Consider the following 12,762-nt stretch of genomic DNA (forward strand, 5'->3'; position numbering starts at 1 on the left):
GCCGTGCAGGCTACGAGTGCGAATCGCACTGGGCTCTTCATTGTCTGTCTGTCCCGTCCCCAAGCCTGAAGACCTTGGGACCTTTGTGCTTGATAGCATTGCGCGTGTCGACGATGAGCCGCGCATTGTCCTCGACCATGGCGTAGTCCACCGAGCTGTGATCGGTCAGGATGACCACGCAGTCAGCGCTGTGCACCACCTCAGCGTCCAGGTGCGGGAGCGACCTCAGTGTCACTCCTGCCACACGTGCTTCAGTTACATGGCTGTCGAAGTAACTGACGTGGGCTCCCCACCGCTGCAGCTTCTCCAGCACTTTGAGCGCAGGAGACTCGCGCAGGTCGCTGATGTCCTTCTTGTAGGCCACGCCAAGTACGAGCACACACGCGCCACGCATCGCTCGACCGACCGAGTTGAGCGCAAACGCTATTTTGTCCACGACGTAGCCAGGCATGGCATCGTTGACCTTACCCGCCGTCTCAACAAACTCCAGGTCAATGTCGTACTCCTTGGCTTTCCACGACAGGTAAAACGGATCAATAGGGATGCAGTGCCCGCCGATGCCAGGTCCCGGGTAGAATGGCATGAAGCCGTATGGCTTGGTCGTGGCAGCTTCGATGACCTCCCAGATGTCCATGCCCATCTTCTCGCACAGGACCGCCAGTTCGTTGACAAGCGAAACGTTGACGAGCCTGAAGGTGTTCTCAAGCAGCTTGGTCATCTCGGCTGCCCGGCACGAGCTGACGGAGTAGACCTGGGGAACGACCAGCGCATACAGCATACAGGCACGTTCCGTCGAAACAGCGTCCAGTCCGCCGACAACCTTGGGTGTGTTCAACGTGTTATAGTGAGCGTTGCCAGGGTCTACCCGCTCGGGCGAAAACGCAAGATAGAAATCCGCTCCTGCCTTGAGACCGCTGCTCTCAAGGATGGGCAACATGACCTCATCAGTCGTCCCGGGATAGGTCGTACTCTCGAGTACAACGAGCTCTCCTTTGTGAAGATATGGCACCAGTGCACGGGAGACGTTCTCGATGTACGATACGTCGGGCGCCTTATTGACGGTCAGCGGCGTGGGGACGCATACGACCACCGCGTCGCAGTCGTTGAGCGCCGAGAACTGAGTCGATGCTGTCAACTCACCACTGGCAACAACCGCCTGCAGACGTGCCGAGGTTACGTCATCGATATAGGAATCGCCGGCATTCACACGGGTCACCTTCTCGGCGTTCTGTTCCACACCACGGACGGTCAACCCCACCTGGGCAAATCCAACAGCAAGCGGCAGACCGACGTACCCAAGACCAATGACACCTACCGAACGCGGTTTCCATTCTTCCATGCGATGCACTCCTTAATGCAGTTTCAAGTCAGAGAACGAATGATGCAGAATCACTGGCGGCCGACTGACCGCGTCATGCGCATCCGTCGCGGTGCAGGCGACCAAACCACGGTCCATCAGGTCTTGCACGAGGTCGTCGCCTCTGCCGCGGTCGAGGCTCGATGCATTCACCTGAGCCAGACAGCCACGCTGGACCCAGCGGTCCAGGACATGCCAGTCACTGCGGACGTATGTGTAGCGCTCGACGTGGGCAAGGACAGGGGTGATGCCCTGCAGCTGCAACCCGAAGATGACATCGTCCACGTAGGTGGGCAGGTCCTCACAGGGCAGTTCGAGCAAGAGGTGCGTGCCCCGGTCGGCGAGCGTCAGGACGTCGCCCTTCTTCACCCGGTCGGGCAGGTCGGGGCAGATGAGGACCTCGTTGCCCGGCAGGACGGTGAGGGGGATGGCCCGGCTGTTCAGCTCCGCCTGCAGGTCCCTGGCAGTCTGGCGTACGACGGCGGGGTCCGTCTCGTGCTCGTCCTCGATCCAGTGTGGCGTACCAATCATGGTGCCGATGCCTGCTGCCACAGCGAGACGCGCCATGGCGACGCTAGTGGCCATGTCCGGTGAGCCGTCGTCCAGCCCCGGCAGGATATGACAGTGGATGTCGACGATGCTCATGACTGGGCCGGCGCCTCCTCGGGCTTGGCGGGTTCCGTGCTGTAGGCGCCGTAGGTACGGGTGTCGTAGTAGTCGTTGACGCCCCGGCGAGCACGGTTGAGCACGACCCCCAGCAGGTTGGCGTGCGCTGCCTCCAGCATCTCCTGTGCATGGTGCACCTCACCGCTACGGGTACGGCCGGCCTGGACGACAAGGATGACGCCGTCGGCCAGCGACGAGGCCACGACCGCGTCGGTGGCGGGAAGGATGGGCGGGCTGTCCATGATGACCACGTCGTACTCCTCCCGCAGGCGGTCCATCAGGTGCTTCATGCGGGCACTGCCCAGGAGCTCGGAGCTGTTGGGCGGGATGGGTCCGGTGGTGATGACCGACAGGTTGGGGTACTCCTTGAGGCGCGTGAACACGGTGAAGTCCGCATCCCCCACGATGAGGTTGGAGAGCCCTCGCTGGTTGGGGATGCCAAAGTAGAGGTGCAGGGTCGGGCTGATGAGGTCACCGTCCAGCACCATGACCTTTTTGCCTGTCTGGGAGATGGTTTGCGCAAGGTACTCCACGATCGTGCTCTTGCCTTCGTTGGGGGAGGGGCTGGTCACCAGGATGACCTTGAGATCCTTGTCGACGGCAGCAAACTGCAGGTTGGTGCGCAGGACACGGAACGCCTCGGCCACCGGGCTGCGTGAGCCCTTGTAGCCGCCGTAGCCGTGGCTGTCGGTCTTAGTAGGCACGGCCATGGCGGGCCCCTTTTGCATTCATATCCGGAACGACCGCGAGCACGCGGAGGCCAAAGAGCTTCTTGATGTCGTCGGGTGTCTTGACCGTATCGTCGAAGTAGTCCACAAGGAAGGCGAGCAGGACGCCGAGGATGAGCGCAGCCACGAACGCCACGGCAATGTTGAGGAGAGGACGCGGGCTGACCTGGTCGGTCACGGGCACGGCCCGGTCGATGACGCTGACGTTCTCGACCCGGTTGACCAGGGTGGGCAGCTGGGTGATGAACGAGCTGGCCACAGTGTTGGCGATGAGCGCAGCACGTGCGGCATCCTTGTCCTTGACGCTGACCGCGATGATCTCGGTCTGGCCCTCCACCTGGACGGTGGTCATCTTGGTGAGCTGTTTCACCGTCTCGGGCAACCTGAGCGTGTCGATCGTGTCCTGCAGGATGGCACGACTGGTGATAATCTTGGCGTACGTGACGGCGAGGGAACGATTCGTCTCGATCTGGCCAATGTCGACGCCAGCGGTAGACTGCGCCACGTTCTGGCGCTGGTTGACGATCAGTGAGGTGTCGGCCTGGTAGACGGGCGGCAGGATCACGTAGGACAGCAGGGCTGCCAGCACCACTGCCACAAAGACGACCAAGAGGACGATCCAGAAACGACGACGAAGAATGTCAAGAACATCTTTGAGACTGAGTGTGTCTTCCATGGTGGGAACCCTCTCCAAGCTGTTTCTTTGTCAAAGCAGCTCCGCGTGGATATGCCCAAGGCACCGCGCGGCCATACGTTCCAGCTGTTCTCTGCGCTACAATAATCTCCGGAAGATCCGAGGCTCTTCAAGTGCTAACCTTTTACAACTTTCCCCAGGATTTGCAAGAGGGATGCGGCGTCATCTGCCGCACGATGTCAGCGGAGTGGAGAGGGACCTGTCTGCAGGCACGTCTGCAGACAGTGAAGGGCGATTCACTCTTCCCTGAGAGGTAAAATGCCCGCGGATGCGCAATGTGGCGAGGGAGTGTGGTCAGGAAACCAGCTTCTAGAGAGGCACTCATGTTTCTTCACATAACCTTCATGTTTCTATCCTTGTGCGATTCACATATCTGTGATATGTTACGCGCGTAAGAAGTATAAGCTTCATTGCTCGACATGACGTGTAAACTGTAGGATTCGACCTGTAAGTTGCAGGACATGACCTCTAAATTTGCTTCACAGGAGTACGTAGTATGAACAGGATCACAGTCACACTTCTCTGCCTGATGCTGTGTCTAACCGCAACCAGTATTCCGACCGCTTCAGCTGCCAGCCGTCTTACAACTTCGAGTGGCACCGCTCTCACTTCGTGCCTGCAACAAGAGTACCTCATGCGCGACACCTACCAGGACATCTTCGCCAACTATCCGACACTGACGACCTTCGGCACCGTAGTGGCAGACGAGATCTCGATAATCGCCACACTGAAGAAGGTCTTCGTCAAATGGCGAATCACTGTGCCAACTGACGCCCAGGTCTCTGCTGCAAACACGATAGCAGCCACCGTAACCAGCATCTCGAATGCTGATGCAGTTGCCATCAGCCTTGAACAGTCGACCGCCACTCTGATGACGCAACTGCTTCAGTCTGCAGACAACCAGGATGCAGCAGGCGCCGTAGCGCTCATCAGGACAACCTCACTCAGCTCGCACGCAACCGCATTTACCGCCGAGCAAACAAGCGTTTCTACTCCTGCACCCGCTCCTACACCGACGACGCCCACCCAGCGCATTGTTCCATTCACGACAAGTGATTCGACCTCAACTTTCATGACTCTCCTTGCTGACGAGACTGTTGATGTGGTTGAAATGGCCGCGGGGACCTATCATCTTGCCTACATGATCATCAACATTGACCGAACGCGACCCGTCGTGGTCCGGCCAGTCGCAGGCGCGACGGTTACCATGTCAGGAGACGTCGCCAGTCCTAATGGTCAGTTCACTTTTGGCCTCGACGGCGTGGCGGGCAATATCACGATGCAGGGTCTGATTTTCGACGGCTTCATCCTCGGCCAGCACGGCATCATCCAAGTTCTTAAGGCGCACGACATCACCCTCAACGACATGGTCGTTCGCAACAGCCGATGTGACGGGACGACCGCTCAGCCGTACCACGCGTGGGCAGTATACATTACTTTCTATGAAAGCATTTGTCCCATGCGTATTGTGGCAAATCGCTGGACTGTTGATGTTTCGGCTAATCGCCAAATGGGTGCCTTGCAGGTGATGGGGGGTAGCCATATTACCGCCTCTGGCTGGGGAGTGACTGGCGCCTACTACGGGGTTTATGCCAGTAATGCCCGAGGCCCACTCACCGATTTCATTCTCGATGATTGGACAATCAGCGATACGGGTGGCCCATCATGGGGGCAACCCAACGTGTCGGTCGCCGTTGAACATGCTTCGGGCAAAGTCAGCAACATGCACGCCACGGCATCTGGGGTTCTGCTCAATTATGGCGACCCGATGCTGGCCGATGGTGGTGGTAACTCCCGATAAGTACCACTGCCTTCATTGCCACCGTGGCTGATGGATGGCTTGAATCTTGGCAGAAAGCGCGTGTCTACAAGCAGAGAGAGCATGTTGACGATTCTGTGAAGAATGGTGATGTGGTAGATGCATCATTCCAAGCGGGAGTGTCGCTGCTTCCCTGTTGAAGCAAAGCGTCCGGGCTGTAGAATTCATTCCATATAAACATTGACTTGTCGTGATACACTCCGCCTGTAGGACATGATCTACTGTCTTCAGGAGGAATCGTGAACAGACTCACGGTTATCTTTCTTTGCGTGATGCTGTGTCTGACTGAAATCACGGTACCGACTGATGCCAAGGTCTCCGCCGCTGAGACCGTTGTCAACAGGGTCATCGCCATGACCATCGGTTCGAAGATCCTCAAGGTCGACGATGTAGACGGCGAAATCGACGCAGACCCCCAGATCAAATGTAGCCGTACGTTTTCCCCCATCGCGCCCATCATCAATGCTCTGGGCGGCACCACCCAGTGGAACGCCAGGACCCGCAGGGTCACCATCGTCCTGGGCACAAAAACCATCGTCCTGACCATTGGTAACCGTTATGCCGTGGTGAACGGCAAGCGTGTCTCCATCGACAGCAACCCCGACCTCGTGCCCTACGTCCGGGCGCCCGGTCGCATGATGGTGCCCGTCCGCTTCATCGCCCAGCAGTTTGGGGCAGTCGTCACATGGAACTCGACGTTGCAGCGGGTCACGCTGACCCTGAAAGTGACGAGCCCGCCGCTGCCGCTGGTGATCAATGGCGTCGCTTTCTTCATGACACGTGATACTAAATCAACGTTTTTGACCCTTCTCGCTAACGAATCCGTTGACGTGATTGAAATGGCTGCAGGGACGTATCATCTTGGCTACACGGTCATCAATATTAACCGAACGCGGCCCGTCGTGGTCCGGCCGGCGGCAGGCGCAACGGTCATCCTGTCGGGAGCAGGCCACGGGCGTAATCCCCAATTCGGTTTTGGCTTCAACGGCGTAGCTGGAAACATCGCGATGCAGGGCCTGATTTTTGACGGCTTTGTCCTCGGCCAGAACGGCATCATTCAGGCCTTCAACTGTCATGACATTACCCTCAACGACATGGTCGTTTGCAACAGCCGAGCCAACGGGACGACCTCTCAGCCGTTTCTCGCGTGGGCAATTTACCTAACAGCTACTTCAACCCTGTTCCCAACAAACTTCACGGCCAATCGCTGGACTATCGAGGCTTCGGGTCGCCAAATGAGCGCCCTCCAAGTGTTTGGAGGTAATCATATCACCGCCACTGGTTGGTCTGTATCGAATGCCTATTACGCTATCTATGCCTCTTCGAGCCGCGGTCCGCTCACCGACTTCGTTCTCGACGGCTGGACCATCAGTGATACAGGCGGCCCTGCATGGGGGTTGGCCAACGTGTCGGTTGCCATCGAGTATGCTTCGGGTAAACTCAGCAACATGCATGCCATAGATTCAGGGGCTTTGTTGAATCAGGGTACTCCGAAGCTGACTGACGGCGGTGGCAATTCCCTGTAAATACCGCTTCCTTCATCGCCAGTGCAACTGATGGGTATCTCAGATCCTGGCGCGGAGTGAACCTAACGGCACGCGGTCTTCACCGCGCTCCCTGCCCGAAAGAGCTCATGCTCCACTGATGCCAGATACTGCATGGCAACCGATCAGTCGTTCTATCCACCGTACACGACCGTGACACCCTTGGTGGGCTGGTCCCAGCCAACCAGACAACCCAGGTTCTCGGCTACGAAACGCAGGGGAATCATGGTACGGCCACCAATGATGGTGGGTGCCGTACTCATCGTCTTGCTGCTACCGTTGACCGTTGCGGTTGTTTTGCCCACCCAGGTGGTGACCGTGCGCGAGCCGAGCCGGATGTCGAGACAACGAGCGGCTGCGTTCCAGCCGACACTTCCGCCCAGTGACTCGACGATGGCACGGATGGGGACCATCGTTGTACCATTGCTGATGAGGGGCTTGGTCCCCTGCGCATCAATGGCTTTGACCACGCCGCCCACCGTCATGCGGGGACTGCCGACCTGGAGACTAATGATGGTCCGCGGCACAGGGCCGACCGTAACGGTGAAGTCGGGCAGCGTGTAGCGCATGAGCAACAGGTACCGGACATAGGAGTGGAGGGTGTTGAGCCCCGTGCCCAGACGGAGCGTCGTACTGAACCGATAGTCTTTCCCCACTGCGAAGGAGGTTGACCCGCGCATCTCGGCGTCCGTCACATATCCTTTCACGGCACCTGCGGGCTTGTGTGTCAGCTTGCCGGCCAGCCCCAGTGTCCGGCTGGTCCCGTCATAGCTGAAGGCCATAACAGGGAGCACATGCCTGGCAAACGACGGGATAACAGGGAGGTTCAGCAGCATCGAGAATCCGGGCCGACTCTTGCCCACTACAGCGATCGTCGCCGTTTGAGCCAGGGGGAACGACGCAGAGAAGGTCCCCGCCGTACTCGCCCTGGACTGACGCCCGTTGACCACGACCAGGGCCCCTGCATCTGTCTTTCCCTGAATCGTGACGTTGCCTGACGCGACGTCGATGGCCCCTGCCAAGGACGAGGACAATATAGCACACACGTGTCCGGGGGTTGCCAGTGTCAGGCATATCACGAGAACCGACACCAGGAGAGTTGACGTGCCTCGCCTCAATGTGGACATGTTCACGACTCCTGGGAACGGCGAGCCACCGCCACGATCAAGGACATCTCTGTGTTGACCAGCCTCCTGGTCCAGGAGCGTCATAGTGGGTCTAAGCCAGACACGATCGCGAATGCCGTCAAAGTAGACTCCCCCGAGACGCCAAGCATCAGCACGCCGGCGACCACAATCGTTGGTACCACAGTGACAGTCACGATCAGCCTCCACGGGGGCGCCCAGACCTCAAGCGCATCCATCAGCGTGAATCCATCTTCCATGATCGGCTGCTTCACAACCCGTCACGAACTTGAGCCGATCTTCTCAATAAGTATACGTCTTTCTCTGCAATCGAGACGACCGCGCATCGACTCATCCAAGATACTACGATCCGTGTCAAGAGGACAAACATAGATTGGCATCATGTTCAAGAGTCCGGTACTTGGATTTTGTCACGTAGAGGTGGTGAGCGATGAGAAGAAGTTTTCTCATGCAAGCGACCAATGCAACTTTGGGCTTTTTGTGGTTATCGCTCACGAGATGCTTGTAGAACGTTCGTATGCACTCATTGTGTTGGATACTGTTCATACAAGCCAGGTACAGAACCTTTCTGAGCATTGGATCTCCTGCTCTGCTGATCTTTCTTCCACCCTGGAGGGAAGAACCTGATTGCCTCTGGATGGGATCCAGTCCCGCAAGTGCTGTGATCTCATTTCTATTAGCACCAGGATACTTTCTGAAGAGGTACAGGAGATTCATTGCAGAGACGACACCTATCCCTTTCATGGAAAGAAGATTGTTGAGGTCTTCTCGTGTCTCTTGATGATCCTTTGCATATGCTTCCATTTCTTTCTCGAGCTGTTCCTCTATCGTACCAAGATGCTTGAGCTCCTTCTCGAGTGATTCTTTCAGCTTCCTCGTCACACCACTTTTGTACTCCAGAGAATGCACGTGGTTGGAAAGCATGGTTCTTGTCTTCTGGATGATCTCATAGCTCCCAAGGTATGCTCCGAGCTGTTCCGCTATCTCATCCATCTCAGGGATAGAGAACTTACTTTCTTTTAGGAGGAGATGGAATGTGTACAGCATCTTGGCATCAATGGCATCTGTCTTCGATCTGTTCCCCAGCACTTTTGCAAAGTTCGCACTCTTCTTTGGATTCACTTCAACCACCCGGACCTCATGCTCTGCAGCAAATGCACGCAGATAGTTGGAATAGGGTCCTGTAGGTTCATAGATGAACCCTCCCTCGTTCCAGTTGGTACCATACCTCTTCTTGAGGAGCTTCTTCAGGGTCTTCAACCCCCGCTCGTTGGGAACTTCCTCCTCGTGTGTTCCATCCCATAGCTCTAACGATTGCTTTGAAACATCAATTCCGATACAATAGGTCATACGAAACCTCCCCGTATGAGGAGAGTTTGTAATGGGTTGCCCTTCCATGAGCGTTTCATTTCGTTCACAACCCAAGCTGGAAGAACCTTCTTCCGCTTCTGATCCACCACAAACTTTGGAAGGGCGATCCATCTTAGATACAAGCTCATGAGGATCTCTCATTGCTTTCATGGACGTACGATCTACCCATTCCTCTCACCCATATGACTATCAATAGTATCTCCCTCCATCGTACGAAATGGAGGTGAAGGATGACAGAATACTGCCGGTCCGGTTCATCGCCGAGCAGTTGGGCGCATTCGTCATATGGAACGCGGAGCTGCAGCGCGTGACGCTGGTATTCGTCAAGCCCTGAACAATTATTGACAGGTTTGCAGGACGATCAAGCGCCGGCCGCGTGCCAGCGTTTTTCATGTGGTACTGCCCAGAGTTGCAGGGGCACGTGCGGCGCATACAATGAACGCATGAGAAAACGACTGTTCATGCTGTCCACTCTGCTCCTGCTGGTCGGCCTCGCCCTCGGAACCAGGTACGGAGACGTCGTGCTGTATACCGCCGACTGGGTGTTCGCGGCTGCCACGCTGGTCGTCTTCGCCGCCTGGTGCTTCTGGTGGCTGCCGGACCATCGCCTAGTGGTACTGTCGGTCGACTGGTCGTCGTTGCTGCTGGTGGCTGCCGTCATCGTTCTGACCCTGCTGTCCCCGTACGGGTATGGCGCACAGGTCGAGGCTGCCAAGCTAGGCAGTGCCTTCCTGCTTGCGGTTATGGTCCTCAACCTGGTCCAGGAGCGCGGAGACTTGCAGTTCTTCCTGAACGGTATCCTGTTCCTCGGGATGGGCATGGCGGCTGTCTCCTTCGCGTACTACATGGCAGCGATGTCACCCCTGTTCTACTTCACACCCCTGTGGGCGGGCAACCTGCAGTACCACTTCGTCGTGAATGGCCAACTGTGGGGCCTGTGGCAGTATCACAACTCCTTTGCCGGGTTCCTCGTCCTGTGCATTCTGCTGAGTGTCGGCATGGCCACGGGCGACCGGCGTCGCGACTGGCGCCTCCTGTATGACGCCTGCGCGGGCTTCCTGCTCATGGTGCTGTACCTCACGACGTCGCGCGGGGCATTCCTGACGGGCATCATTGGCCTGATTGCGCTCGTCCTGCTGGCTCCACGCGGCTGGAGGGGGCGCGTCCTCCTGCGCGTGCTCATCATCGGTGCTGCGGCGGCAGGGTTCACTATGCTCAACCGCGTGACTTGGGCCACGGCGGTGCTCAACGCAGACAAGGGGGCAGCACTGGGCACATTTGTCACGGGTGGCGCCGACCAATCCAACGACACGCGCGTCCACCTGATCGTGCTGGCGCTGCGCCTCTTCCGCGAACACGCCTGGGCAGGTACAGGACTGGGGACCTTTCCTCACGTGTGGACCGCGTTCGAGTGGGTGCCGGACGTGTCTCGCCGCATCGACCCACACTCGTTCTTCTTCCGCTTCCTGGCCGAGACCGGCCTGCTGGGGACCGTGCCCCTGTTCGCCTGGATCGCCCGGCGCGGCCTGCACGGCCTGGACCGCGTGTTCGGTTCGCGCGAGGACATGGCCGTCACCGGCCTGTGGGCAGGCACCCTTGCATACTTCCTCCACATGTGCATGGACGTCGACTACGTCTACGCCGTGGCGTCTGCCATCCTCTTCCTCTGCCTGGCCTTGCTGTCGACTCGCACTGTGACGTATGACCTGCTCAGCCGCGACGACCGCCGCGCGATGGTCCGCCAGAAACGCCCCTCAGATTGGACAAACATCCTCGGGGGCAGGCGCATCCCCTGCCTGATCGCGGGCGGGCTCGCGCTTCTGCTGGCACTCGCGCCCCTCCAGCGGGGCGTCGCCTCACTGTACGCCCTGGGCCTGGGAGGACTGGAAACAGCCACGAAGGTTGAGCGCCTCACGGATGCCGTGGTGCGCGACCCCGGCAACGACATGTACTGGAACCTGCTGGGCAGCACGTATACACGGGCGCTCGCGGGTGGCGTCACAGGCCCGGTCACCGAGGCGGCGCGCTCGGCCTTCGTGCAGGCCCGCACACTGACGCCCGAGGACTACCGCCCATGGTGGAGCCAGGGCATGCTGGAGCTCAACCTCAAGAGCCCCGAGGCACTGACCTGCCTGCGGCAGGCCGAGCGCCTATATCCTACGCTGGCTGCCATCAAGGGGTGGCTGGCGCTGGCCATGGTCTACGTCGGGGACGACGTGGCGGGCGCGGAGGCAAAGGCTGCTGAGGCGCTGGCCATCACGAAAGGAGAACCCTATGCCGTCACGGCGCAGGCCTTCTGTGCACTCGCACGGGGCGAAACCGCGCGCGCCAAGGAACTGCTGACAACGGTGGTCAAGCAGGGTTTCACCAACACGTTCGCCTACTACGGGCTGTCCCTGTGCTACCGCGCTATGGGCGACACCACGATGGAGCGCTCTGAGCTGGTCTACTCCAGCCGTATCAACCCCAACCTGGTGGAGGCCATGGCGCGCCTGCGTTCTTTGGGGTCAGCTGGTAATTAGCCGAGGGTGGTACATCGGTAACATGAAAGGATGGATTCCCGCCTTCGCGGGAATGACGGAAGGTGGCGGGAATGACGGAACTTCGGCGTAAGGACGGTGAATTTACCACTTTGGGCTGGAATGAACAGCGTCTCCATATCACACGTTTGGTGTAACACGTATCGTGTAACACGTATCGTGTAACACGTTTGGTGTTATGGAAGGCCTCTTTAACTATGTTGAGAAGAACAACAGGAAAGCGTGCTCCCTTTGGGGTCAGCTGCTCATTCGGGTCACGAGTGGTAAGCCGGACCTGCGTCCGGCACACCGTTCGAACAGGCCAAAGGCTGACCCGGTCGTGTCGAATTCGTGGCACTCGTGCAGGTGAACCTGGGACGACTACTGTACCACGCGTCTGATGTCGCTGCAGGGCCGACTGGCGGAGAGCACCTCGTCGAGGCCGACCTGCCAGATGGTCCGTTGTTGGCTGCCAGAGAGAGTTGCACTGCTGGCAGCCCGATGTACCACCCCTACCTATTTACCAGCTGACCCCATATCACAACTCTTCGATGGAGTCCAACAACGCAATCGCGTACAGCGGTATATTCATCAGCCATGATTCCTTTCGGAAGTTCGACAGGGAAGTCCGGACTGCATACGCCGGAGCGTACCTGTCACAATACGCTCGCAGGCTCCAGGATTTCAGGTTTTCGGCCGCCTTGACCTCAATGGGAATCACATTTGATCCTCTCTGGACCAGAAAATCGACTTCTCCCGAAGAACACTCTGTCGTATGGTAAAAGGCACGCAGCCCAAGATCGGAGATCAGTTGCTGCAGCACGTACTGTTCTGTCAGCGAACCCTTGAACTCTTCGAAGATGCTGCTGCCTTCGATCAATGTCCTTGCGTCGAGATCGCCCATGGCCCCCAGTAACCC

At 58.1% G+C, this 12,762-nt stretch carries 12 protein-coding genes; 4 read left to right on the plus strand and 8 right to left on the minus strand.

Features of this window, described 5'->3' with window-relative positions; all coding sequences use genetic code 11:
- Positions 1-37 precede the first annotated feature (37 nt).
- Genes SMC1_RS08865 through SMC1_RS08880 form a run of 4 tightly spaced genes read right to left on the minus strand, consistent with a single transcriptional unit; the run spans position 38 to position 3,427 of the window.
- Positions 38-1,339 carry a nucleotide sugar dehydrogenase gene (locus SMC1_RS08865; RefSeq protein WP_119086418.1) on the minus strand — a complete coding sequence of 434 codons (1,302 nt, stop codon included), beginning with the start codon at positions 1,337-1,339 and terminating at the stop codon, positions 38-40.
- Positions 1,340-1,351: 12 nt separating this feature from the next.
- A complete protein-coding gene (locus SMC1_RS08870) occupies positions 1,352-2,002 on the minus strand; it encodes a tyrosine-protein phosphatase (protein WP_119086419.1) in 651 nt (216 codons plus the stop codon).
- A complete protein-coding gene (locus tag SMC1_RS08875; RefSeq protein ID WP_165849386.1) occupies positions 1,999-2,733 on the minus strand; it encodes a CpsD/CapB family tyrosine-protein kinase in 735 nt (244 codons plus the stop codon). Before SMC1_RS08875 ends, SMC1_RS08870 begins: the two co-directional genes overlap by 4 nt.
- On the minus strand, positions 2,717-3,427 hold the full coding sequence (locus SMC1_RS08880; RefSeq protein ID WP_119086421.1) for a YveK family protein: 711 nt from the start codon (positions 3,425-3,427) through the stop codon (positions 2,717-2,719). Before SMC1_RS08880 ends, SMC1_RS08875 begins: the two co-directional genes overlap by 17 nt.
- 514 nt (positions 3,428-3,941) lie before the next feature.
- On the opposite strand from SMC1_RS08880, the gene SMC1_RS08885 reads away from it, so the two are divergent.
- Both SMC1_RS08885 and SMC1_RS08890 read left to right on the plus strand, forming a co-directional pair.
- Positions 3,942-5,246 (plus strand): hypothetical protein, encoded by a 1,305-nt coding sequence (locus SMC1_RS08885; RefSeq protein ID WP_119086422.1) that lies wholly within the window; start codon positions 3,942-3,944, stop codon positions 5,244-5,246.
- Between the two features lie 257 nt (positions 5,247-5,503).
- The gene (locus SMC1_RS08890; RefSeq protein WP_119086423.1) at positions 5,504-6,790 is read left to right on the plus strand and encodes a stalk domain-containing protein; all 1,287 of its coding nucleotides are present in this window, start codon (positions 5,504-5,506) and stop codon (positions 6,788-6,790) included.
- 152 nt (positions 6,791-6,942) lie between these two features.
- Here the strand turns inward: SMC1_RS08890 and SMC1_RS08895 are convergent, their stop codons facing one another.
- The 3 genes from SMC1_RS08895 to SMC1_RS08900 all read right to left on the minus strand — a co-directional run bounded on the left by SMC1_RS08895 (position 6,943) and on the right by SMC1_RS08900 (position 9,303).
- Complete coding sequence (locus SMC1_RS08895; RefSeq protein ID WP_165849387.1) at positions 6,943-7,935, minus strand: stalk domain-containing protein; 993 nt, start codon at positions 7,933-7,935, stop codon at positions 6,943-6,945.
- A gap of 80 nt (positions 7,936-8,015) precedes the next feature.
- Positions 8,016-8,192, minus strand: coding sequence for a hypothetical protein (locus SMC1_RS10710; RefSeq protein ID WP_165849388.1), 177 nt, complete (start codon positions 8,190-8,192; stop codon positions 8,016-8,018).
- 115 nt (positions 8,193-8,307) lie between these two features.
- Positions 8,308-9,303 (minus strand): IS110 family transposase, encoded by a 996-nt coding sequence (locus tag SMC1_RS08900; protein WP_165849389.1) that lies wholly within the window; start codon positions 9,301-9,303, stop codon positions 8,308-8,310.
- Between the two features lie 244 nt (positions 9,304-9,547).
- Here SMC1_RS08900 and SMC1_RS08905 point away from each other — a divergent pair, with 244 nt between their 5' ends.
- A complete protein-coding gene (locus tag SMC1_RS08905) occupies positions 9,548-9,658 on the plus strand; it encodes a stalk domain-containing protein (protein ID WP_165849390.1) in 111 nt (36 codons plus the stop codon).
- Between the two features lie 109 nt (positions 9,659-9,767).
- Positions 9,768-11,846 (plus strand): O-antigen ligase family protein, encoded by a 2,079-nt coding sequence (locus tag SMC1_RS08910; protein ID WP_119086427.1) that lies wholly within the window; start codon positions 9,768-9,770, stop codon positions 11,844-11,846.
- Positions 11,847-12,381: 535 nt separating this feature from the next.
- On the opposite strand, the gene SMC1_RS10900 is transcribed toward SMC1_RS08910, so the two are convergent.
- A partial coding sequence (locus SMC1_RS10900; protein WP_207799384.1) for a DUF4143 domain-containing protein occupies positions 12,382-12,762 on the minus strand: 381 nt, incomplete at its 5' end.

The organism is Candidatus Cryosericum septentrionale, from assembly GCF_003570995.1.
In the GTDB taxonomy this organism is placed as follows: Bacteria; Caldisericota; Caldisericia; order Cryosericales; family Cryosericaceae; genus Cryosericum; species Cryosericum septentrionale.